This window comes from Dictyobacter formicarum, from assembly GCF_016587435.1.
Map to the genome: position 1 here is coordinate 22,751 of NZ_BNJJ01000008.1, position 22,496 is coordinate 45,246.

The following is a 22,496-nucleotide window of genomic DNA, read 5'->3' on the forward strand; positions in this document are numbered from 1 at the left end:
GTTCAGAGAGAAAGGCAAGCGTAGCCTTGATAATTTCTCGCGTGCGCGCATCATCATTGAAAATATCGAAGCCATGCTCGCCCTGGGGATGATTTATGAAGGTGATGGGAATATTTCGCTATTCTTTGACATGCTCGACAGACTTTGCTTGTGAACCCCCATGCACAAGGAGAACCGCTGGGCGAGAAGTATGAGATGGCATATCGAGCGGATAGTACACATCCATTTTCAAGCTTTCTTCGTTGACCGTCTTGTAGAGAATATCTTTGCGAACTGAAACCTGCTCCATGTGAGGATGCTGATAGACGACTCGCATCCGATTGATTTCGTTGAGGTCTCGCATATGTTTGCTGGCCCTTCCTTAATAAATAAATACTCTGGATGAAGAACAATGTCTTTCCTAACGCCGAGTATACTGGATTATACATTGAAAAACATCAGTCTTTGGGGCGATGCGTATTGCTTGACAGAAGGTGTATAATAGGCGCAATCTTCATAACCTCCCTTTGCAAACCAATATCAGCGAACTTTTCAACCCACTGTCTGTCATACCTTTCCCCATCACCATACGTGTTGATGGCAGGGGGTATGTCTCTTACACAACAGACCGTATAAAGGTTTTATGCAGCACAGAAGTGGGGTGCTTTATGATTACAGGACGTGACATAACAAAAGGAATCACTATTGAGGTTGAGGGAGAGCCTTATACAGTTGTCGATTGGCGGAACGTCACCAGGGCACAAGTTGATCCAACCGTCAGGGCAAAGTTGCGCCACATACGTACCCATGATCTGGTTGAACGAACCCTGGAAGCCCATTTCAAATATAAAGTCATTCCGATCGAGCGCCTTGCGGTCGTCTTCACCTATTGGGATGGTGAATTGTATCACTTCGTGGATATCGGCTCCGATAATCCCGACGATCCCGATGAATTTATGCTCCCCCTGGAAATGCTGGGTAAAGCTGGCAAATTTATTGTCGATGACTTGAATCTCGACATGCTTGTGCTTAACAGCGAACCGGTTGGTGTTGATTTACCGCCATCAATCATCATGCGCGTAAAGAGCATTGAGATGGTTGGGCACTACTGGCGCGCCATAATGGAGGGACCCGCGAGACTTGAAACTGGCCTGGTCGTAATGGTCCCCACCATTGTCTCCCCGAGTGACCTCATCCGCGTCAACACTGATGGCGGAGAATATATAGAACGCGTCTAAGCAGGCTTACTTTTACTTCACTCCAGGGTTCAGGCGACCTGACCAGGTTGCTCGAACCCTTTTTTGCAGACATGAATCCCTGTATAACGCAATGTGCAAATTCTTTAGAGAGTTGTTTAGGTTTTTTTCTGAGAACACCTCATGAACTTTTTCTTTGGCAAGGAAACTTGCACATGACGTTAGCTGGCCAGTATCTCCCCTGTCAAAATGATTGTTCTTCTGTTACAGAATATGGTATGATCTTAGGGATTTTCTGAAAAGAAGCTTCTAAAAGTGCAGCAGGAAGTGCTCTCTCTGGCTTGTTTATATTCGTAGGAGAGAAGGAACAGTGCAGCCTGATTTCTGGAAATTTTGGATCGGCCAGACTATTTCTAACTTTGGGAGTTCCTTTACTGCTTTTGCCTGGCCGTTACTGGTCTATAAGCTTACTGGTTCAGCGCTCAATCTTGCGTTTTCTAGCGTCTCAACGACTCTTCCCTGGCTCCTCTTTGGCTTTTTCCTTGGTGCTTATGTCGATCGTAGCAACCGCAAGCAACTTATGACCCTGACAGATTTTGCTAATGCCCTGGTTATTGCTTCTATTCCACTATTGGCATGGCTCCATCAGTTGGTAATCTGGCAGATCTATCTTGTTGGCTTCCTTGGTTCAACCCTGTCTATCTGTTTTCTGCTGGCACAATCTGCTGCCCTTCCCAGTTTGGTGACGCGTGAGCAGCTTGCAACCGCAAATGGACGCATACAGGCTGCGACCTCCGCGGCTCGGGTGTTAGGGCCACTTATTGCAGGAGCCATTGTGGCAATCATGCCTCTTTCTGCGCTTCTGTTCTTCGATGCTCTTTCCTTTCTCCTTTCCGCTGGATTGTTGCTGCTGATTAGAACAAGTTTCAATAGCACCACGCAACGAAAAGCCACGAGTTTTCGTTCAGATATGCGTGAAGGTCTTAGCTACGTGCTTCAACAACCAGTCATTCGCTCGATTGCAATCATTGCTGCACTATTTAATCTAGTCGGGATCACTCTCGGAGCTCAGTTAGTTGTCTTTGCCAGGCAACATCTTCTAGCGAGCGATACACAGATTGGATTCCTTTTCTCGGCAGGAAGCCTCGGCGTGATTGTCTGCTCGTTGCTCGCGGGTACTATGCGCAAATATTGGTCATTCGGAGCTATCGCGTTGGGGACAACCATGATCAATGGCTTGCTCATTCTGGTACTAGCCATGATTCCCTGGTATTGGCTAGCTTTACCACTCTGGGCACTCAGTTCGGGAATGATCATCCTTTTCAATATTACCGTTGTAAGCTTGAGACAAGCACTTGTCCCCAACCATCTTCTTGGTCGAGTTGCTGGCGTCATCAATGTGATAGGGCAGGCAATCAGCCCACTGGGAACGGTACTGGGTGGATGGCTTATTGTGCTCACTAATCAAGTAGCCTGGGTTTATGGCGCTATCGGTGTTATTATCTGTGGTATTGCTGTGGGCTTTTCATTTACCGCACTTGCTCATGCTGAGCGGTATCTTCCTTCCGAAGAATGAGCGAGTATATGTTGAATCTTGAGGTTGACCCAAAGGTGCCAGCATTAGATGAATTGCGCATACGCGTTTGATTCACCATCCAGAAAATTGCCTGCCACTATATCCAATTATGACATAAGGATGTCGCCATTCTCTTGCTATACTCTTCTGGTGTATAGCCCTCATGTGAGAGCAGCAAGGGTGGCAACTTTGCTACCTCAATCAAAAGGAAAGAATATAAAGAGGTTTGTATGCATAAGAGTGGGTTTTCACAGGAACGTTTGGGTCGTCTGAGCAGGGTCTTGCATGGTTATGTTGAGCGCGGAGAGATGGCGGGGATCGTCGCCATTATTCACCGGCACGGGGAGGAGGCCCACGTCGAGACCATTGGCTGGCAGGATAAAGAGGCGCAGATTCCCATCAAGCGTGATACGATCTTTCGTATCGCTTCGATGACCAAACCGATTGTCGCTGCTGCCGTCTTAACGCTGGTTGAAGAGGGCAAGATTCGTCTCTACGATCCTGTGGATGCCTGGCTTCCGGAACTGGCGAATCGGATGGTGATGCGCGATCCACAAGGCTCACCCGACGACGTCTATCCCTCGCCGCGTGCAATTACCCTGCACGATCTGCTGACGTATCGTCTCGGCATCGGGTGGGGAGCATCCAGCCTGAGACCGCGCATCTTTGCCCTGACTGCTGCACCCATAGCGGATGTGCTTCAGATACCGAATAGAGAGCGCCTGGCCCCTGATGCATGGATGGCTCGTCTTGGCGAATTTCCTTTGCTCTATGAGCCAGGAACGCGCTGGCTGTACCAGGTGGCCTCTGATATCCTGGGGGTGCTGATTACCAGGATCACGGGCAAGCCGTTGGAAACATTTTTGCGCGAGTATCTCTTCGAGCCGCTGGGGATGGTGGATACGAGCTTTGTGGTGCCAGCAGAAAAGCGCAGCAGGCTGGCGACGTTCTATGTATCAGCACCTGGAAGAGAACTCGAGATGCGAGATCATCCGCGCAACACTGGCTGGGCTGAGCCTCCGCTTTTCCAGGCGGGAGCAGGCGGTCTCGTTTCCACCGTTGACGATTTTCAACGTTTCGGGCGCATGTTGCTGAACAAAGGGGAACTGGATGGCGTCCGTATTCTCTCGCGTAAGACGGTAGAGGCGATGACGACCGACTATCTCACACCTGAGCAGCACACCCATCCCTTTTCGAATTTTGATCGCTATGATATGGATCCATCGGCTGGGATGTGGGACAACTGGGGTTTTGGCTATGGCGTCGCAGTCAGGACCAGGCGTATCGGACTAGGGCCGGGTGTTGGCTCCTTTTTCTGGCCGGGAGCGTTTGGAACGACATGGATCGCAGATCCGCAAGAGCAGTTGATGGCAACCCTCATGCCTCAAGTCCTGGGTACAAACCCGTTCTACACCCAGCTCAGCGAAGATTTTCTGGCAATGACCTATCAAGCGATCTCTGATTGATGCACGTTCATTATTATAAATTACCTGAAAGAAAAGAATGCTGTAGCAGAGAAGCAAGCGATCACAGCGTTGGTTGCTGGCCGTTTTGCTTCCCTATTTCGCCTTTCCTTCAAGATCTTGTCACAACGTTGCGACGAGATCTTGAAGGGACATGAATGAGCGTTTAAACCCCTGGCAATTTAGGGGCGTTGGGCAAGCGGTGATCTTCATAATGGTCAATGACGTCGATACGCAGCCAGAGCTGAATGCGCTCGTTCTCAAACGCTGTGTCTGGTAGCTCTTTGAGGAAGCGTTCAAAGGTAGTTAGAGTGTCCGCAAATTTCGCCTCAATGGCTTCACCGGTCCATTGTTGGTATTGTTCTACCACCTCTGCATTAAATGCATCCATGTCATCGGTACGCGGAACAGCATGACCGCTGATGATCTGGAACGACCTCTGCATAGACCGCTCCCACCATGCCACGACATGCGCTAACACATCTTGAACACGAGTAAATCCTTGTTTCTGTGCATAGAGAACCTGTTCATCTTCTGATAGCTCATGTAAGTGTGTAAGGTAATGCTTCCATCCCTGCTCAAGTGCTGCCAGGAGATCTTGACGACTGAATTGCTGATTTTCTGATGTCATTGTGTTATTCCTTTCATACATAAAATGCGGTACTTGTTATGAATACCCGTTTGGAGGAAAGTCTATGTCACTTTTTCATGAAGAGTTCAAACAGACGTTCCCTGTCAGCGCGGTTGTTGATGAAGATGACTTTCTCTTTATATCTTTCAAGGTATTCAGCGACAAACTGAGCGCTTGGCGGTATAATGAGCTCCCCGTATGTGGAGACATATGTGCTTACAAACTCTTTCGAAGGTGGATCTGCGATCTCCGTGTGAAGCTCAATGTATTCATGAAGGCTCTTTGCTGAAGGTATCTCCTTATCACATTGATTAAGGCAGTAGCTGCGCGTATCCTTTATAAGTTTGATGAGCGCCTTGATGCCATTGAGGCCTGGATAGTCCTGGGTGCCGCGAAGACTATTCAAGACATGGCGGCGTATCATGCGTTGCGCAAGCACGGGCCAGGGGGCTGTAAGAACAACAATGTAATCGGCATGATAAAGCATGGCTTCCGTAAATATGAGATAGATACCTTCTGTAACCCAGGCTGGTTGCTCCGCAATGTCCACCTCATTCACCTGCTTAAAGTTCACTTTATCCAGATTATAATGAGGGACATGAAATCTGGAAGATATGCACTGTGCGAGCGTTGTCTTTCCACTGCCTGGTCCCCCTAAAATGTGGACTTTTACCACGTTTTTTCTTTCCTCTTCAAATCGTCTATGTTGGTGTCTCGATTGTGATTGTCTGATCATCGCTTTCCGGACCCTTCTTGGTGCGTTTCCTCTGGTGGAGAGGGCACGCAAAGAAGCCCATATAACTTGTAATGGCATTTAAAAGGAACAAATGGTGCAAAAAGAGATCATGAAGAGGTCTTGCTATCACCTTCATAGTAATTGAATGCGCATGTGAGGCGACGCCAAATGGCAGTATAAGCCTGCCAAAGGATGTGGCTAACGAGGGAATATCAGCGACGGGTTCGCTGGAGATTCCATATCAAACACCTCTGTTGCCACGCTTCTCCATACCTCTGGGCACCATTTGCTGCTTGCTTGACAACACAATACGCTGTATCTCTTTTGTGTAGCATTGTGCAAGATAAATCTGGACAACACAACAACGAAGAGGGGAATAATTGAATGATCCCTTCATTGAAGATACATTGTATGTGATCAGGAAGAATAGTGCCTGTTTCATCTACATAAAGTGAAACAGAATGGAGTTAGCGCTGTGCTGGCATAGATGTTAGATCCTCCATAGAAGAAAATAGTTGTTACGCTTTGTAGTATAGCAGGCGAGAAAGAAACCTGTCAATCGAATTTGCTTTTCAAAAGCGCAAATTGCAGTTAAAAGGCTGCCCAAGTAAAATAATCCAAAACGTAATTGCTTGATGAAAATGCACCAAAATGCTATATTAGATTCAATGATTTCTCAGCAGTTTTGCCTCTTAAAAGCGTCCTCTTACTGTTAATGCTCCTGCTTCTGATGAAAGAAAAAAGAAGATGTTTACCATTGATAGAAAGCCAGCACTGCTGAAATGTTTGCAACATGCAATCCTCTATTGGACGATCTTAAGCCTTGCTTTGCTCTTTCTGGTGAGTTGTGGAAACGCAATCAATACATCGGGTTCGCCAGCACCACAGCGCACCCAGGTGAGTGCAACACAAACGGCTCCATCGTTGGCGACCTTTGGTGCTCAACAGTATCAAAAAACAATGCAGGAGAGCGGAAAAACCCTCACCGTAGCAGTCACTTCGCGTTTGTGGTTGGCGTTCAATCAGCAGGAGTATCCCAGACAACAGATACAGATTTCCTGCCAGCCCTCGCAGGCTATTAATAATCACAGCCTCCAGAATGCCGGGCTGCAGCCACCATTCTATCTTGTTGGATACCAGGCGGTTGAACCGGGTACGTGTACCATCAAGAATGGAAAATTTCACCTCACAGTAAAGGTTGTTGCGTCCCAATAAGGGAGTTCAGCAATGGAGAGAGAATACATTGATCTCCGATCTGAGTTGAAAAAATATGCTCTTACAGCACTGGCCGGGCTTGTGCTGTAAGAGCGCCAGGGAGAAAGCACGGCCACTTCCCCCGATCAGTGATTGTTGAACTCGGCCAGGGTTTTCCTGCTAATTTTCGATCTGCACATCCTGATCTTTCAGGTTTATTACCACTGCTGGCCCGCCGGTTGCCTGGTGGTGGCGTTGAGGCGGTTGAACAGGTTGGTGGTGGCGATCATGAGGACGATGGCAGCCAGGCCCTTCTCGTCGAAGTGGCGGGTGGCCTCTTCCCAGATTTCGTCTGGGACCGGGTCCGGACGATCGGCCAGGCGGGTGGCAGCCTCGGTGAGCGCGAGGGCGGCACGTTCGGCGTCGGTGAAGTAGGGGGCCTCGCGCCAGGCCGCCACAGCGAAGAGGCGCTCATCCGTTTCGCCAGCCTTTTTGGCGTTGCGCGCCCCTGAGTCAACGCAGGCGCTGCAGCCATTGATCTGGCTCGCACGCAGGTGGACAAGTTCAAGCGTCTTCGACGGCACGCCACCCTTTCGCGTGGCCTTGAGCAGGGTGAGTATAGAATCCATAGCGTCAGGGAGGATCATTGCCGGGTTGCTCATTCGTGCTTGCATGATAAATCTCCTTCAGGTATCGAGGCTCCGCCAGGATGTTGGGCATCCAGGAAAAGACATCACAAATTTCTTAATGATCGGTTTGATCTTGACGGGATTGCCCATCTGGTGCTTCAACTGGATTCGGGCTTCCTGTCCTATCGGTTGAGTATCGCCCGTCACAACAATGACGGAACCCAGCAAGAGAATGTGACGGATAGATAAAGTTTTTTTCGCGCCTCAACAAAAGAGATTACCTGATAATCTGCTCACCCTTAAGTGCATTTGCCAATAGCTATCTACTTCGAATACAGAGAGGATACTCTCCGAGAGGCGCAATGGCCTTTGGGAGAGTATGCTGTGGTACTGATCACGAGAGCGGTGGGCACCATCGTGCGGTGCGCAGCCGGTGGGCAATCGTGTCCGCCCGGGGTTGCCCAGAGTGGGCCACAGCGGCAATCACGCTTTCGTAGTCATAGGAAACACGGCGATGGATGACTTCCCAGCGGCTACCATTCCATGTTACGAGAGCATAGGCTGCCTGGGGATTCGCATCGAAAGGAAATCCGACAGCACCAATAGAGACCACTTGCTGGTTACCTACGTATCCAGATGAGGCGTAATGCACATGACCATGGAGAATCAGACGAGGATGTGTCTCACCTAGCAAGTCGCTCGCCTCTGCCTCCGAGGTGGGCGTCGCACACCGGGTGTCCAGCGAATTGGGCTCGAGAACTAGAAAAGCAGCGACGTTGGTTGGCGTTGCATGAACAATGAGCAATTCATTTTCGGGTGAAGCATCCTGGGGCGGCATGATCGATTGAGAAAAAGAGAGAGTTTCCAGATAAGCAATTCCTGTTGTCCCAATCTGTTCAGCGGTCCAGTAAGCCAAAGCATTTTCTCTATTTGCCTCCACAACTGCACGATCCGTTTCGCCAAAGAGTGTCGGAACCTGCAAGGTGCGTATGCAGTCCAACGTTTCCTTCGGATGAGGACCATTCATCACGAGATCTCCCGCGATGACAAGCTGATCATAAGATTGGGTTGCCAGATCAGCGAGGACGGCGCGTAGAGCAGCGAGATTACCGTGGATATCGGCGAGGACAGCAACTGTAAATTTTTGGCTCTGTGCATGTTGCAGCATTAAAGATGCTCCTCCTTGAGAACAAAAGCATGTTCGTGTTATTATGTAGGCAATTGTTCTAATATATTGGATTTTTAGGATAACATATGAGAGATGAAAAATCAAGAAAAAATTCTCACATAGTGGAAATGGCGTCAGCCGACCACCTTGGGCTACGCATTCGTCAGCTGCGTAGCACGCGCGGATGGACACTTGAGGAGCTGGCAGAACATTCTGAGGTGAGCCGGGCAATGCTCTCCAAAATTGAGCGAGGAGAAACAAACCCCACATTGGTCGTTGCCGTCAAAATCGCCCTGGCGTTTGACATGACCGCTTCCCAGCTCATTGGTATCGAAGAACGAAGGGAAGCGGTCAAAATGCCAAAGGATCGCCGTCTCTCGTTCCGTGATCCCGAAACGGGATTTGAGCGGCAGGTCTTTCCAGCCCTCGAGGGAAGAGCACTTGAATTTGTGAGGCATGTGATTCCAGAAGGCAGCAACTCAGGGGAATTACCAGCTTTGAAACAAGGGACAGAAAAATATCTACTCATGGAGCAGGGAAAAGTACGAGTGAGAATTGACTCCCAGGAATATCTGCTTGAGGAAGGGGATCTGTTTTATTTTGTCGCCGATGTGCCTCATTATTTTGAGAACGTTGGTGAGGGAGTATGCAGCTATTTTGTGATTAAAATATTGAGTTAATACCAATACTTTGCTGCCCATTTATATCTATTAACAGGCGAATTATGCTCCAAATGGTTATGGAATATTATATAGACGCTTATAAATAGCGCTCAACTGCCTCAAGCTTGTAGAGGCCGGAGTCGTGAATGTACTGGCTGAGGAGTGGTAAATGGCCGGAGCCATAAATTACCAGGACACGGTCCTGGGGAGAAGTGACGATGCGCGTGAGATTGACGAAGATCCTCAGGTTGCGCGCATACCAGCCCTGTACCCAGCCGATCCCTACATACTGTTTTCCCGCGCCGATACGCGCCATCATCAAATAGGCCTGGTGATCACGAGATAAATTGGTTGGGGCGTTGATTTCTAGCAACTGCTCGCGCACAGTCGTTTGGCTCAGACATTCCTGTGCCTGCTCCAGGTGCCGCTGTCCACTTCCCATTAGCTGCTCATAAATCTCTGGTTGATGCTTTTGTGCAAATTCGAAGATGACGTCCATGCCATAGTCATAGCCGATCGCCTCATTCCAGTTAATCGCATAGATCTCTTCATGCTGGCAGGCGGTGGCGATGCGGAAACCGAGCTGATGGTATTCCTCGGCTGAAAGCTGAAAGGTTCCAGCGCGATAGCGGCGATACTGCTCATTGATATCATGAGATTGTTCGGTCGGAATCTCGATGGCTACTTTTGTGGGTTGAAAGCGTTTGAGATTGTCTATGCATATCTGGATCTCACTCTGCCTTTTAGGGGCGAGCATATCATCATGCTGCACATTAAAAACGTCGCGATTGTGATTGGCCCAATGGCTACATCCCAGTAGCAGGATGGTCGGCCGCCCATTATTCAATTCAAGCGGATTCTGGTGAGCCATGTGTACTCTTTCTAGCTCTCGACTAGCGAGGCAGGTAGGTCGCGATCACGACACCGTTGTCCGTCGTCTTTGTGCCGACGAGCCGGAGAGCAGCGAATGCGCCGCCATCGGGGAAGAGGCGGCGTCCTGATCCTAGAACCAGTGGGTGAATCAGGAGCACGTACTCATCGATGAGGTTGCGCCGCATCAGCGATTGGATCAACACACCACTGCCCATGATCAAGAAGTTTTTGTCGGATTCCTGTTTGAGGGTGGACATGGCCTCTGCCGCGTCGCCCTTCAGCAGCGTGGAATTGATCCATGGAAGCGGCTCCTTTAACGTCGTTGAGGCGACGTACTTCTGGGTGTTGTTTAGCATCTCCGTGTAGGGATTATTGGTCTGGTGGGGCCAGAAGGAGTAGAATTGCTCATATGTCCGTCGGCCCAGTAGCAGGGTGTTGGTATAGGACTTACTGTCTCCGGCCTGCGCCATCGCGGCATAGGCCGCCGCCCAGCCACCGTGCTCGAAGCCGCCACGGCGGTCCTCGTCCGGCTTTCCCGGCGCCTGCATAACCCCATCGAGTGTCAGATTTGTGAAGACAACGACTTTACCCATGAATAGTTTCCTGCTTTCTAAAATGTGTTAAAACATACTTAGTTGCTGCATTTGGGCCGGACAGGAAGCCTGCTTGACTTCTACGCTGTTTTGGTCCTCTTGCAGTACACCGCACTCTGGTTGAGTGTGTGGCCCTAGCCGGGCAAGGAACCTTGTCAAGATGTTTACCGCGCTGTTATCGTCGCGGTCCATGACAAGTCCACATTCCAGGCAACGATACGTCCGTTTCCATAACGGCATGGCTTGAAGGTGTCGACACCCGCTGCACATTTTCGACGTATCGCGTTCGTCTACGATTTGAAGATCTTTCCCGTACAACTGACATTTATAGGTGAGCATCGCAATAAACGTGTAGAGTCCCCAATCGTTGAACACCCTACGGTTGAGGCGCTTATTCTTTTCCCGATGCTCTTTCATCACCATTTGTCGTTGAGAAAGATCTCCAACCACCACGGTTCTTTCAACCAGACGGTGGGCGATAAGGCGGGATGCTTTATGCAGGCTATCCCGTTGTTTTCGGCGTTTTTTCTCACTCACCCGCTTATAGACCTTGCTCAGATGCTTATAGCGACGTGACTTCTTCTTACACGTATCTCGCTTGGAGCGTATCTTGTCGAGTTGGCGGTTGTACCACTGCCCTCCCTTGAATCCGCCAACGTGATAGAACGTTCCCTGCTCATTGACCCCTGTTGCCAATGTCTTTATGCCCATATCGAAGGCCACAACCCCAGCAGGTTTGCACGGCTCTTCTTCCCGCTCAGCCACAAAGGAGGCATAGTAGTGACCCCGAGCATCGCGGCTAATGGCCACCTCTTTGAAGTGTTCGGGAGGGGGTTCAGTGAGCTTCGCCTGAATGTTTGGGTGCACCTTTGGACCGTGCTTACCACCACCGCCCGTTGGCAAAATGAGATGGCCGTCCTTCATCTTGATATACATGGCAGGATAGTTCAGCGTAAAGAAGTTGTGTCGGGGGCGCACCCGTGGGAACCCAGGGGTTTCCCCTGCTTGCACACGCCGAAAGAATGCTTTCATGGCTCCATCCAGACGGAAGTACACCTCATGGAGAAGCTTGCTATAAACCTGAATAAGCTCAGGATCGTGTTGCTTGCTCTGCTGAAGGCTTTTCTTTGCTTCGTAGAGGTTCCACTTTTCGCCATTGCGTAACTTCATCACCCACCAGTTGTACAGCCCTCGACACTTGCCTTGCATGAATTCAAGGGTAGTAGCGTCCTGCTCCGAGATGTCAAGCTTAATCTTTGTGCTCAGCAGCATCTTTCAACCCCCGCTTATATGACCGCAACCCGTGGAGCCTTGCCGAGAAAACTGTGGTGATAGCAATCAGATCCTGCACAATTCTTGCTCTGGAGAAAGGGTTTCTCCATTCACAATGACAATTTCGCAGTTGTGCTGCTGGCAAAAAGCTTCAAAGTAGCTGAACCCAAACCGGACCAACCTATCACGATGGGCGATAATCAGACGTTTTACCTGTCCGAGTTCCACCATCTCCATGATCCGGTTGAAGTTTTTTCGCTTGTAATTGAGTCCACTGCCAATATCTTGCATCCACTCATCAACAGCAATTTGGTGGTCTTGACAGTACGTTTCAAGAGCCTTCAGCTGATTGGCAAGATCTGGCTTTTGCGTCACTCCAGACACCCTTGCATACACGATGGTTTGTCCTTTGGCAGCCGCTTTCAGTCCTCGGTATTCAAGGTATTGATCGTGTGTGTAGTAGCGTCGGTTTGATTGAGGGGACCGATAGGCAACAAGCTTCCCCTCTCGATCCCACTTTTGCAACGTCTTTGTTGACTTGCCAATCAATTGCCCAAACTCCTGAATGTTGTATGTGTTCTTCATGCACAATTAAACACAATCGTCAACACTGTTTAATGTCTCCTTGTTTCTATCTCTATCTTGTTCGAGGCGTTATGATGAGTAATTTGATGAATGGCAACCTGCGCCAGGGGGACGTCCTGGCCGTTAACTCCTAGCTACTTAATCATCATAGCATGAAGAACGCGAAAAAACTTCTCGCATCTTGCTCTTCCAAAATCATGAAGATAGGACCTGTTAACAACGTTGTTCGTGGCTCGAGACAGGAACTTGACACCCCGCGCGGTAAACTTGTATACTGAGCCTCTTTCGGCTGGGCCAGTTTGGGGCTTCAGGTCGGCGCCTGGATGCTGACGAAATGGCCGCTTGATAGAAAATCATGATGCAGGACAGGAAGTCTTTGCTAGTTATGGAGACAGGTTATGGATGTAACTCGCAGGTTCGTTGAGAAGGATCAGCTGACGAGCATTGTTGGAGCTGTCTTTGGGTCGGCGCGCCGCCTCAACACAGTGGAGCGGCTGTCGGGTGGTAGTAAAAAGGGGGTGTACCGCCTCACCTTTGACGACGAGTTTACCGCGATTCTCTATGTCTGGAATGAGGAGGAGAACTACTGGCCAACCACGCAAGGTCATGCAGGCTCGGGTCAGGCTGATCCGCTCTCGGATGCCTCCGGCAGCGATCTCTTCGAGGCTAGCCACGCATGCCTCAACGCTATCGGCGTCCGTACGCCACAGGTGTATTTCTTTGACCGGAGCAGAAGTCACTTCCCTGCCGATGTGGCGGTGGTTGAGGACGTGCGTGGGGGCACGTTGGAGGCCCGGCTCGATCACGATCCGCGGAGCGCGGAACCTACCCTGGTTCGTCTCAGTGCTGCCCTGCAGGCTATGCGGCAGCAGCGAGGGCGGCGTCCGGGCAAGGTTGCCCTGGTAGAGGGTCTCGCTGATGTCCAACAGGAGCGGTCGTGTGAGCAGATCGTACTGGATCGTGCGGTTCGGGATCTCGCTGAGGCCGCCACACGGGTTGAGCGCCTGGCACAGGTGCGCGAGCAGCTGGAAGAGAAGATCCATGAGCTGGCTAGCGCTGTGTGCCCGCGTCACGAATACAGCCTCATCCACGGTGAGCTTGGACCGGACCACGTGCTCGTGGACGAGCAAGGCAATCCGGTCATCATTGATATCGAAGGAACTATGTTCTTCGACGTCGAGTGGGAGCATGTCTTCCTACAGCTGCGTTTCGGTGAGCATTACCGATGGTTGCAGGCGAACGACCTTGATGAGCAGCGGCTACAGTTCTACGCACTCGCCATGTACCTGTCGCTGGTAGCCGGTCCCCTGCGGCTGCTGGACGGCGATTTCCCCAATCGCGAAGGCATGATGGGGATTGCGCAGGCCAACATCCAGCATACCCTCACCTTTCTGCAGAGAAACGCTTAGTTGTCATCTGGTTTGGGAGGCTCAGGCGGTGTAGGAGGCTGCGACGGTTGTCGATAATCTCTGCTGTTACGAGAGCGCCGCTGCTGATTATAATATATTTCCTTGGACATTTCCGAAGGCATGGGCGCCCGAAACATCTGCCCGGCAAGGTCTTCTAACGATGATTGTTCCGCCGCAACCTCCGAACTGCTGCTGGCATACATGCTCATGGAATGAATAGCCACGTTCAGAGCGTTCTGAGCTCCGAGGTAATCTCCGCGATGGCTGCTGGCCACGGCTTCGCGGCGGGCTCGATCGGCTTCGTGTTGGGCAACCAGCTTCATGACCTGCGGGTCGCGTGCCTCACCTGCACAGGCGTCCTGGCTGGCATAAGAGAAACGGATTTCCTGCCAATCGCTTGCGTGTTCGGCGTTGTCTGCGCGCCAGAGCACGCGCGCACGGATGATCTGCGGCTCTGCATCTTCGTGCTGGGCGGGAAATGTACAGCGCACTACGATGGGGCGCTCCTCGCTACTTTGCAGATCGCCGATGGAAATGATACGGCGCAACGGATTGTCCCTGGCAGATTTGAGCCAGTAGGGGCTGATCAGGTCAAGCTCCGTTCCCTGCGACGTTTCGACCTCCATGCGCACCTGCAGAGCTGCAACCGAGAGCAGTTCACCGAGTTCTCCCACAAAGGTATTGATGATCTCCTCCGGCGAGCGCAGATGATGGAACTGTCCACCACCAGCGACCGCCATGGGTCCGAGGAGGAGTTCGTTGTAATCGGTGCCGATACCAAAGGTGCTGGTAGAGATAGCGCTCTGCTCGCGCATCGAGGCGGAAGCGCTGGCGATCTGTTCGGGATCGGTCATGCCAACGTTGGCCAGGCCATCAGTGAGTAGGAAGCAGCGCTTCAAAGCCTGTGTTCCAGCCTCAGAGGCTGTGTTGGCCAGACTATTGCAGCCGGTCAGCCAGCCTTGATGCAGGGCGGTAGAGGCGCGCGCTTCCAGCGTAAAGAGCTTCTCTCGGAGTTGGCTTTTAAGCTGCGGGGTTACCTGTGCCGGGGATTGGATAGTCTCGATCTGATTATCAAAGGCGACCAGGGATACCGTATCGCGTGGCGTTAAACGATCCAATACCGAAAACACTGCCTGCTTGGCCGTTTGTAGCTTTGTGCCATGCATTGAACCACTACGATCTAATACCAGGGCCAGTTCCAGCGGAAGACGCTCTGGTTGTACTGCGGCGGCGGCAGTGTGTTGGACGCGTGTGAAGAAGACAATGTAACGACTACTATCGGTAGCATGGATAAGTGATCGTTCCGGGCTCGACGTAAGCTCAACATTCACCGTGGAACGATCCTGTTGATCCTTCCTCTTTTCATAACCCATGAGAAGCTCTCCTTGCTTAAATAATTATTCATTCGTCTCTTTTTTATAGACGTAGGCGGGAAAGGTTTTTCCCTTTTAGATTTCTTCTGAAATTTTCTCAAAGGGCATGAGGCCGCCTGCGCTCTACCTCTGGCATGGTGAACTCGATAAAGATGTACCAGTGGCCGCGGGGCGAGCAATCGCACGTCAGCTTGAGCAATGCAACGCTACTTATTATCCGCATGATGGTCACCTCTCGCTGCTGGTAAATCACGGGGAAGAGATAGTAACAGCGCTCATGCCATATTAAATGCAGCAGGAAAAAGGGAAGTTCTTTGTGCTTCTGGAAGCAGCACAATAATAAAGGCATACTACAATCCAGCTCATTTTTCCGGCTCTATTGATGTGCGCGTTGTAGAAACCGGTTTCTCATGTTATACTATGGAATGTTGTATGCGAAATAGCCTGGAATATCTATTCTAGATTGAAAAGTATCTATTGTGCTGAGAGAGGAAAAGAGCATGTCCAGGCGAAATAGTCTAGAAAGCCTGTTCTGAACTGAAATCCATGGCTGACTTGCTGGTTGACTATCGTGGACTCTCAAGGTGAATATCCAGGTGTTGCTGCAACGAGATAGAGTTGAGTGTCCGGTATGGCGAAGTAGTCGAATGAACAGGCGCGAGAGCCGCATGGTCGCGGCAAATCACAGACGAGGAGATAAGGAGATGAGCAGTTTACGCACTTTCCTGTCCCAATGGCATTGGCAGCCAGAAACATGGAAGACTCGGCGCGTCCACCCTGGCGATGGACGGCTGTGTCGTTCGATCTTTAGCGCCGGGGCCCTGCTGGCCTTCATGTGCGTGATGGCCACCAGCGGCATCGCTGGTGCGCTGGCGACCACCAGTGGTGTCGCATTGGCCGCATCGGAAGTTCCACCCAGCCAATCTAACTTCGGCCCAAATGTCTATATTTTCAATCCAGGCATGCCGCAAAGCGAGATCCAGGCGACGGTCGATGCGGTGGCGAACCAACAGATCTCTAACCAATTTGGAACCCAGCGCTATGCGCTACTGTTCGAGCCCGGCACATATGGGTCCAGTACCAATCCCCTTAACTTTCAGGTCGGCTACTACACGACCGTGGCGGGCCTCGGCCTCTCCCCGAACGACGTCGTTATCAACGGGTCCATTGATGTGCGCAACCAGTGTTTCGGCGCCAACAACTGCATCGCACTCGATAACTTCTGGCGCTCGTTATCGAATTTGAGCATCAACGTGACCACCCCGCACGCCGGTTGCTACAGCGGCGAATTCTGGGCCGTATCGCAGGCCGCGCCGATGCGGCGTGTCCACGTCAACGGGCCCACCACCCTGATGGACTATTGCAGCGGTCCCTCGTACGCGAGTGGCGGCTTCATCGCCGATTCACAGTTCGATGGCAACGTGGTTAACGGCTCGCAGCAGCAGTGGCTGGTCAGAAACAGCAAGCTGAGCGGTTGGAGCAACGGCGTCTGGAACCAGGTGTTTTCTGGCGCCGTGGGAGCGCCCGCCCAGTGTTTCCCCGCGCAGTCGTCATGTGGTGGTGGCCCGTATACCACGCTCGCGACCAGTCCAGTGACGCGAGAGGCGCCATACCTGTACATGGACTCTAATAAGAGCTACAACGTCTTCGTGCCCTCGGTACAGTACAACTCCGTGGGTACAACGTGGGCCAGCGGCGCGACTCCCGGCTTGTCCATCCCAATCGACAAATTCTTTATTGCCCAGCCGACAGACTCCGCCGCGACGATCAACGACGCATTAGATTCCGGCAGAAATCTCATCCTGACTCCGGGCGTCTATCACCTGGAACAGAGCATCAATGTCACGCGTCCCGATACCGTGGTGCTTGGCCTTGGCTTCCCGACTCTGATCCCTGAAAATGGTATCGTACCAATGACAGTTGCCAGCGCGAAAGGGATCTCTCTCTCAGGAATGATCTTCGACGCCGGCACAACGAACTCGCCGGAGTTGCTGCAGGTTGGCAGTGGTCATGCTCGCAGCGACCATGAGGCCTCCGATCCGACCACTCTGCAGGATGTGTTCTTCCGTATCGGCGGCGCGGAACCGGGCAAAGCAACGAGCAGCCTGGTTGTCAATAGCGACAACGTTATCCTCGATGACATCTGGGCCTGGCGTGCCGATCACGGCAACGGCGTTGGTTGGAACGACAACACCGCCGACACTGGCGTCATCGTCAACGGTAACAATGTGACCGCGTACGGCCTTTTTGTCGAGCATTACCAGAAGTACGAGGTGATCTGGAACGGGAATGGTGGCACTGATATCTTCTTCCAGAACGAGATGCCCTACGATCCACCCAGCCAGGCTGTGTGGATGGAAGCCCCCGGGGTTGATGGCTGGGCTGCCTTCAAGGTTGCCAATAGCGTGACCAGCTTCAGCGGATACGGCATGGGCAGCTATAGCTTCTTCAATCAGGGGGTGGACATCTACGCCGCACGCGCATTTGAGGTTCCCACCACCCTTCCAGCGTCAAGCCTCCACGACCTGCTCACGATCTTCCTCTCCACGAGTGGGTCCGGTGGCATCCTGCACGTAATCAACGACGCCGGCGGGTCATCGACCAGAGCCAATCCGGATGTCCCGGTCACTGTCGTGAGCTATCCGTAATGGCCTGACACCTCTTTTGAGTGTTTCTCATCACGTCTTATCAAGCTCCATCTCCATGGATGGAGCTTGATAAGCTACCAACACAGCTTGTTTTACCCTGGTGTCTCAACATTAATAGCGACGACTATGATACTGAATGTGGCCAGGGCACATCCTTCCTTTCCCTCTTCTTTGCACTGCTGGTCTACATGCCTATAACGCTTACCTATTCCTGGTTAGATTTTTTAACATATATTTTTTCCCAAAATGCCAAATAGGTATATTTGAGTTAAAACCAGTTACTATTAATCTAGCAATACGTATTCAACAATAGCAACGTATGTGAGGTCGCATATATTGCGGATTTAGAGAGACACATGCACAATTTATTTAACCATATTCCCAATTTTAACCAGAAGATGTATTTTTTGCATGTATATGTCTCATAAGCATTGGAATAATATTACTATTACAACGTAATGGGAGAATCTTTTCGCTTCTGCAACGTCTAATAAGAGAACATAAACAAAATATGTTTTTTTATAGTCACTCAGTATTTTTGAAGAGAAAAAGGCGCCTTTATATGCAAATTTTTTCTAACAGCGATCACCAATCGCAGTTTAAATTTACACGTAAATCTCAACTATTAAAGCGAGCACAGGAGCAAATTGAACAGCTTGAGTTCCCTGCAAATATTGAAGAACATCTATCAAGGGAATCCCCTAATCCTCCAACAGTTGAGATGCTGGAAACTCCGAACCTTGCCACCCCTCTGATTTATGACGCGGAGACCGCACATTCTCCTGCTCTTCAAGTTCATGACGCGGAGACCGCACATTCTCCTGCTCTTCAAGTTCATGACGTGGAGATCGCATATTCTCCTGATCCTATAAGTGATTCCACGGAGACCACGCGTATGCCAGCCCATCCGATTGAAATCATCAATACGCGGCGCATGCCGAGGGTTGAGGCCCTCTCGCAAAGAAAATTGCATAAGCAACTATCTATAGATGATGAAAAAGTTACCCAGCGTCACCGCAAAGGTACCCACCTCCCTTATCTGAAGAGTGTGATGAGCCGACGACAGAAGGTCGTGTTTTTGATGTTATTAGCCCTTTGGATCGCCTCCCTCGTTTTTTTCTGGACCTGGTGGCTCCAGCCAGCACACGTGGTGACGCAAACGGGGATGCTTATCAACAGCCTGGTCTTACTCTGGTCAACCGTTCTGCCTGGATACTACTTCTTTTTTGTCGCCCGCATGCATGAGCCTGATCCCTCGCTGCCGTTGCCGGATGGACGTGTCGCCATGGTCGTCACCAAAGCGCCATCTGAGCCGTGGGCCATTGTCGAAAAGACGCTCCTGGCCATGAAGGCACAGAACTTTCCCCGTCCATTCGATGTCTGGCTTGCCGATGAAGATCCGTCCGAAGAAGTTCTGCAGTGGTGCATTAAGAACGGTATCTGGGTCTCCTGTCGCAAGAACATGCCGGATTATCAAAATGTGTCATGGCCGCGCAGACAGAAAAGCAAGGAAGGCAATCTGGCGTATTTTTATGATACCTGTGCTTATCGCCACTATGATTTCGTGGCCCAATTGGATGCCGATCATGTGCCAGAGCCAGACTACCTTACCCACATGATGGCGCCGTTCTATGATCCCGCGGTGGGCTATGTGGCTGCACCCAGTATTTGCGACGCCAACGCCTCCTCCTCCTGGGTCTCACGTGCCCGCCTGTATACGGAAGCCGGACTCCACGGGGCCATGCAAGCAGGGCATAGCTATGGCTTTGCTCCTCTGTGCATCGGCAGCCATTATGCCGTACGTACCAGTGCCTTACAAGAGATCGGTGGGCTGGGACCAGAGTTGGCTGAGGATCACTCGACCACGCTGCTCTTTAACGCCTATGGCTGGCGTGGGGCCTTTGCTTTCAAGGCTCTCGCCCATGGAGACGGCGCGGAATGTCTCGCCGATAGCGTCACGCAAGAATTTCAATGGAGCCGCAGTCTCACCAAGCTGCTGTTGACCCTGACCCCGATCTATTGGAAACATTTACGCTTGCGGCTCAAGCTCCAATTCTTTTTCGCGCAGTTATGGTATCCATTATCTTCGGGCAACATGATTGCCATCAGTCTCCTGCCTCTGATCGCGCTGATCACACAAACTGCCTTCGCGAATGTAACGTACCTAGATTTTCTGCTGCATTACGCCGCGACAACCTTCACCTGTCTCTTGATCGTAGGGTGGATTCAGCGTCAGGGATGGTTACGACCGAGCAACGCAAAAATCTTGAGCTGGGAAACCGTTGTTTTCCCCATGGTGACCTGGCCCTGGATGTTCATGGGGGTCGTCATGGCAACGATTAGCGCCATTTTCAAGAAAGAGCTCCCATTTCGCGTCACGCCAAAGGGGCAGGCAAGCATCAAACCCATGCCCAACCGTGTCCTGTTACCATACACGCTCATCACGATGTTCACCTTCGCCTACTCACTCCTGTTTGTGGGTGGGGGAGCGGCCATCTATCACTGGTTTGCCACAGCCAACATCGTATTCTATACGTTTATACTCTGGGTCTGCATCCTGGGTCATCTGTATGACAATCGTGCGTATGGTCTGTGGAAGGTGCTGCTCTGTATCAAAGGATCTTTATGGCAAGTCGCTTGCGCTACTATATTGACAATCATCGATCTGCAGCTCCATTCGATATACATATTTAATCTATTCTTTATCCCTGGCAGATAAAGCGGGTCAACCCTTTCGAGACAATGAACAGCATATAGACAAGGCAAAAAAAACGCTATGAAAGTACTTCGCTTCTCTCGTCTCTGGTATTTCAGTTTGCTGGCACTCCTACTGAGCGCCTGTTCTCCAACAACATCCTGGATGCCATCCAGTTCTCATCCGACCAGTACTGTTCCGGCGGTAACAGAGAAAGGAACAGTGATTAGCGTAAAGGGGACCCAATGGGGCGTCAGCACGTGCTACATCGGCGCGACCGAGGGTAGCAGTGACTTTAATAGTGCCGACTTCACAGATCTTGGCATCAATTCTTATCATGTCTATGGGGGCATGTCGCGCTGGGAGTATCAAGATGACAGTTCGACGTATGGTTGGCCAACCATAGATCAGATCAAGGCCAATCCCGATGTGATCAATTGGTCCTGGTGGGACAATGCCATGACGAATCCGCCCAATGGCAGCGATTACTGGTGGTCATATCAAAACCCTGGTTGGCACGGAAATGCTCGTACATTCTTCAGCACTCTGAAGGCTGATCATATTCGCACGCTGTTAACACTGCGCAACGTCGATAATCTCAACAACCCATCCTGGATCGCCAACCCACCAACCACACAGGCTGATTGGAATGAGTGGTGGGAACATGTCTTTGCCACTGTCTACTGGCTTAATGTGCGCAATGATTATAATGTCAACGACTTTGAAGTACTGAATGAGCCCAACCTGGCCGAACAGGGATGGAAGGGCAACGAGGCCCAATATATCACCTTATTCCACTATACGGCTGATGCCATCAAATATGTCTATCACACGTATTTGCCGGGACGCTCGTATCATATCTATGGAGCAGCGGGCACAACTGGCAATGCCTGGGCTAGAGATCTTCTCCAACAGATTCCTGACGACATCGATACGGTTGACCTTCACGACTATGATTCAAATATTCTCCCTCCCGTGCAAATAGCACACTTGTGGCTCAATGAGACAGGCCACGCAACCGATCCAGTCTGGCTGAGCGAGTGGGGAAGCTACTTGCGAAACAATAAGTACGATACCGCACCGGTGGGTGTCTCAATTATCAACAATCTCATAAGAGGCTCTGAACCTGGCAATAACCATGTCTATGGCAGTAATATTTTCTCTCTCTATGATTATGGCGCTGTTCCCTTTGGGTTGATTAGCAGTGCTGGAACGCGCCGTCTTGATTATTATGCACTCCGCATGGCGATTCGTGCGTTACAGGGATGCCGTCCCACCTATCAGAGTATCGTCAATCACCCTGGTTCTCCCATCCAGGCCATCACAACCAGGAGCACCAATGGGCATCTCTCCTTACTGATTACCAACTCGAATAGCAAGGCCAACCAGCAACTTACGGCGGACCTGTCAGCACTCCTGCGCCAGGGTAGCGGCACAATTCGGCAATTTGATGCACAACACCAGGACCAGGTTGTGGGGCACACACTCGTCCAAAATGGGCGCATGAAGCTGACTGTGCCTGCGCAAGGTGCCCTTCTCGTGGACATCATACCTTCCCGCTAAATCATTGTTAGAAAGACTTTGTATCATCCCAAATTTTAAAGAGAGTCAGGGAAGAGATTGCCAAAACTCGGACGTCCCAGTCACCGTAGTGAGCTATCCGTAACACCTGACACCTCTTTTGAGAATCCCTCATCACGTTTTATCAAGCTTCGTCTCCACGGCCGAAGCTTGATAAGCCCAACAACAGCTGGCTTTGCTTCAGTGTCTCAACATTAATGGCGACGACTATGATGTTGAATGCAGACAGGATA

Annotated in this window: 19 protein-coding genes and 1 pseudogene; 10 read left to right on the forward strand and 10 right to left on the reverse strand. The window is 50.9% G+C overall.

All coding sequences use genetic code 11. The annotated features are described in order from the left end of the window. Positions 1 to 118: 118 nt before the first annotated feature. The gene (locus JMI88_RS14930; protein WP_201362667.1) at positions 119 to 343 is read right to left on the reverse strand and encodes a hypothetical protein; all 225 of its coding nucleotides are present in this window, start codon (positions 341 to 343) and stop codon (positions 119 to 121) included. Positions 344 to 647: 304 nt separating this feature from the next. Between JMI88_RS14930 and JMI88_RS14935 the strand changes: the two genes are divergently transcribed. The 3 genes from JMI88_RS14935 (at position 648) to JMI88_RS14945 (ending at position 4,217) form a co-directional block, all read left to right on the forward strand. After that, a complete protein-coding gene (locus JMI88_RS14935) occupies positions 648 to 1,217 on the forward strand; it encodes an elongation factor P (protein ID WP_201362668.1) in 570 nt (189 codons plus the stop codon). Between the two features lie 328 nt (positions 1,218 to 1,545). Beyond that, complete coding sequence (locus tag JMI88_RS14940) at positions 1,546 to 2,751, forward strand: MFS transporter (protein WP_201362669.1); 1,206 nt, start codon at positions 1,546 to 1,548, stop codon at positions 2,749 to 2,751. A 230-nt stretch (positions 2,752 to 2,981) separates the two neighbouring features. Further along, positions 2,982 to 4,217 carry a serine hydrolase domain-containing protein gene (locus JMI88_RS14945; protein ID WP_201362670.1) on the forward strand — a complete coding sequence of 412 codons (1,236 nt, stop codon included), beginning with the start codon at positions 2,982 to 2,984 and terminating at the stop codon, positions 4,215 to 4,217. 163 nt (positions 4,218 to 4,380) lie between these two features. On the opposite strand, the gene JMI88_RS14950 is transcribed toward JMI88_RS14945, so the two are convergent. Both JMI88_RS14950 and JMI88_RS14955 read right to left on the reverse strand, forming a co-directional pair. Then, positions 4,381 to 4,845, reverse strand: a complete 465-nt coding sequence (locus JMI88_RS14950) for a ClbS/DfsB family four-helix bundle protein (protein ID WP_201362671.1) — start codon at positions 4,843 to 4,845, stop codon at positions 4,381 to 4,383. Between the two features lie 67 nt (positions 4,846 to 4,912). Beyond that, a complete protein-coding gene (locus JMI88_RS14955) occupies positions 4,913 to 5,581 on the reverse strand; it encodes a P-loop NTPase family protein (protein WP_201362672.1) in 669 nt (222 codons plus the stop codon). A gap of 747 nt (positions 5,582 to 6,328) precedes the next feature. On the opposite strand from JMI88_RS14955, the gene JMI88_RS14960 reads away from it, so the two are divergent. Then, positions 6,329 to 6,796, forward strand: coding sequence for a hypothetical protein (locus JMI88_RS14960; RefSeq protein ID WP_201362673.1), 468 nt, complete (start codon positions 6,329 to 6,331; stop codon positions 6,794 to 6,796). Positions 6,797 to 6,993: 197 nt separating this feature from the next. Here the strand turns inward: JMI88_RS14960 and JMI88_RS14965 are convergent, their stop codons facing one another. Next, a complete protein-coding gene (locus JMI88_RS14965; protein WP_201362674.1) occupies positions 6,994 to 7,449 on the reverse strand; it encodes a carboxymuconolactone decarboxylase family protein in 456 nt (151 codons plus the stop codon). A gap of 349 nt (positions 7,450 to 7,798) precedes the next feature. After that, on the reverse strand, positions 7,799 to 8,572 hold the full coding sequence (locus tag JMI88_RS14970; protein WP_201362675.1) for a metallophosphoesterase family protein: 774 nt from the start codon (positions 8,570 to 8,572) through the stop codon (positions 7,799 to 7,801). A gap of 128 nt (positions 8,573 to 8,700) precedes the next feature. Between JMI88_RS14970 and JMI88_RS14975 the strand changes: the two genes are divergently transcribed. Then, on the forward strand, positions 8,701 to 9,252 hold the full coding sequence (locus JMI88_RS14975; RefSeq protein WP_236022936.1) for a helix-turn-helix domain-containing protein: 552 nt from the start codon (positions 8,701 to 8,703) through the stop codon (positions 9,250 to 9,252). Between the two features lie 79 nt (positions 9,253 to 9,331). Here the strand turns inward: JMI88_RS14975 and JMI88_RS14980 are convergent, their stop codons facing one another. The 4 genes and pseudogenes from JMI88_RS14980 to JMI88_RS14995 form a co-directional block, all read right to left on the reverse strand. Next, on the reverse strand, positions 9,332 to 10,105 hold the full coding sequence (locus JMI88_RS14980; protein ID WP_201362677.1) for a DUF5694 domain-containing protein: 774 nt from the start codon (positions 10,103 to 10,105) through the stop codon (positions 9,332 to 9,334). A gap of 22 nt (positions 10,106 to 10,127) precedes the next feature. After that, a complete protein-coding gene (locus JMI88_RS14985; protein ID WP_201362678.1) occupies positions 10,128 to 10,700 on the reverse strand; it encodes a dihydrofolate reductase family protein in 573 nt (190 codons plus the stop codon). A gap of 27 nt (positions 10,701 to 10,727) precedes the next feature. After that, a complete protein-coding gene (locus JMI88_RS14990) occupies positions 10,728 to 11,972 on the reverse strand; it encodes an RNA-guided endonuclease InsQ/TnpB family protein (RefSeq protein ID WP_201362679.1) in 1,245 nt (414 codons plus the stop codon). Beyond that, a pseudogene (locus JMI88_RS14995) lies at positions 11,950 to 12,557 on the reverse strand (IS607 family transposase). Before JMI88_RS14995 ends, JMI88_RS14990 begins: the two are co-directional and overlap by 23 nt. A 398-nt stretch (positions 12,558 to 12,955) precedes the next feature. Here JMI88_RS14995 and JMI88_RS15000 point away from each other — a divergent pair. Then, on the forward strand, positions 12,956 to 13,966 hold the full coding sequence (locus JMI88_RS15000) for a phosphotransferase family protein (protein WP_201362680.1): 1,011 nt from the start codon (positions 12,956 to 12,958) through the stop codon (positions 13,964 to 13,966). On the opposite strand, the gene JMI88_RS15005 is transcribed toward JMI88_RS15000, so the two are convergent. Further along, positions 13,963 to 15,339: a vWA domain-containing protein gene (locus tag JMI88_RS15005; protein ID WP_201362681.1), complete on the reverse strand. Its 1,377-nt coding sequence runs from the start codon at positions 15,337 to 15,339 to the stop codon at positions 13,963 to 13,965. The genes JMI88_RS15000 and JMI88_RS15005 overlap by 4 nt on opposite strands. Positions 15,340 to 15,445: 106 nt before the next feature. Here JMI88_RS15005 and JMI88_RS15010 point away from each other — a divergent pair, with 106 nt between their 5' ends. The 4 genes from JMI88_RS15010 (at position 15,446) to JMI88_RS15025 (ending at position 22,245) form a co-directional block, all read left to right on the forward strand. Continuing rightward, positions 15,446 to 15,628: a hypothetical protein gene (locus JMI88_RS15010; RefSeq protein ID WP_201362682.1), complete on the forward strand. Its 183-nt coding sequence runs from the start codon at positions 15,446 to 15,448 to the stop codon at positions 15,626 to 15,628. 415 nt (positions 15,629 to 16,043) lie between these two features. Continuing rightward, the gene (locus JMI88_RS15015; protein WP_201362683.1) at positions 16,044 to 17,987 is read left to right on the forward strand and encodes a pectate lyase-like domain-containing protein; all 1,944 of its coding nucleotides are present in this window, start codon (positions 16,044 to 16,046) and stop codon (positions 17,985 to 17,987) included. 562 nt (positions 17,988 to 18,549) lie between these two features. After that, positions 18,550 to 20,706 carry a glycosyltransferase gene (locus JMI88_RS15020; RefSeq protein WP_201362684.1) on the forward strand — a complete coding sequence of 719 codons (2,157 nt, stop codon included), beginning with the start codon at positions 18,550 to 18,552 and terminating at the stop codon, positions 20,704 to 20,706. 57 nt (positions 20,707 to 20,763) lie between these two features. Next, positions 20,764 to 22,245: a glycoside hydrolase family protein gene (locus JMI88_RS15025; protein ID WP_201362685.1), complete on the forward strand. Its 1,482-nt coding sequence runs from the start codon at positions 20,764 to 20,766 to the stop codon at positions 22,243 to 22,245. Positions 22,246 to 22,496: the final 251 nt, after the last annotated feature.

Coding starts and splice junctions, on each gene's coding strand:
- JMI88_RS14930 (WP_201362667.1), bottom strand. CDS start 343: ATGCGAGACCTCAACGAAATCAATCGGATGCGAGTCGTCTATCAGCAT.
- JMI88_RS14935 (WP_201362668.1), top strand. CDS start 648: ATGATTACAGGACGTGACATAACAAAAGGAATCACTATTGAGGTTGAG.
- JMI88_RS14945 (WP_201362670.1), top strand. CDS start 2,982: ATGCATAAGAGTGGGTTTTCACAGGAACGTTTGGGTCGTCTGAGCAGG.
- JMI88_RS14950 (WP_201362671.1), bottom strand. CDS start 4,845: ATGACATCAGAAAATCAGCAATTCAGTCGTCAAGATCTCCTGGCAGCA.
- JMI88_RS14955 (WP_201362672.1), bottom strand. CDS start 5,581: ATGATCAGACAATCACAATCGAGACACCAACATAGACGATTTGAAGAG.
- JMI88_RS14960 (WP_201362673.1), top strand. CDS start 6,329: ATGTTTACCATTGATAGAAAGCCAGCACTGCTGAAATGTTTGCAACAT.
- JMI88_RS14965 (WP_201362674.1), bottom strand. CDS start 7,449: ATGCAAGCACGAATGAGCAACCCGGCAATGATCCTCCCTGACGCTATG.
- JMI88_RS14970 (WP_201362675.1), bottom strand. CDS start 8,572: ATGCTGCAACATGCACAGAGCCAAAAATTTACAGTTGCTGTCCTCGCC.
- JMI88_RS14975 (WP_236022936.1), top strand. CDS start 8,701: ATGGCGTCAGCCGACCACCTTGGGCTACGCATTCGTCAGCTGCGTAGC.
- JMI88_RS14980 (WP_201362677.1), bottom strand. CDS start 10,105: ATGGCTCACCAGAATCCGCTTGAATTGAATAATGGGCGGCCGACCATC.
- JMI88_RS14985 (WP_201362678.1), bottom strand. CDS start 10,700: ATGGGTAAAGTCGTTGTCTTCACAAATCTGACACTCGATGGGGTTATG.
- JMI88_RS14990 (WP_201362679.1), bottom strand. CDS start 11,972: ATGCTGCTGAGCACAAAGATTAAGCTTGACATCTCGGAGCAGGACGCT.
- JMI88_RS15000 (WP_201362680.1), top strand. CDS start 12,956: ATGGATGTAACTCGCAGGTTCGTTGAGAAGGATCAGCTGACGAGCATT.
- JMI88_RS15005 (WP_201362681.1), bottom strand. CDS start 15,339: ATGGGTTATGAAAAGAGGAAGGATCAACAGGATCGTTCCACGGTGAAT.
- JMI88_RS15010 (WP_201362682.1), top strand. CDS start 15,446: ATGAGGCCGCCTGCGCTCTACCTCTGGCATGGTGAACTCGATAAAGAT.
- JMI88_RS15015 (WP_201362683.1), top strand. CDS start 16,044: ATGAGCAGTTTACGCACTTTCCTGTCCCAATGGCATTGGCAGCCAGAA.
- JMI88_RS15020 (WP_201362684.1), top strand. CDS start 18,550: ATGCAAATTTTTTCTAACAGCGATCACCAATCGCAGTTTAAATTTACA.
- JMI88_RS15025 (WP_201362685.1), top strand. CDS start 20,764: ATGAAAGTACTTCGCTTCTCTCGTCTCTGGTATTTCAGTTTGCTGGCA.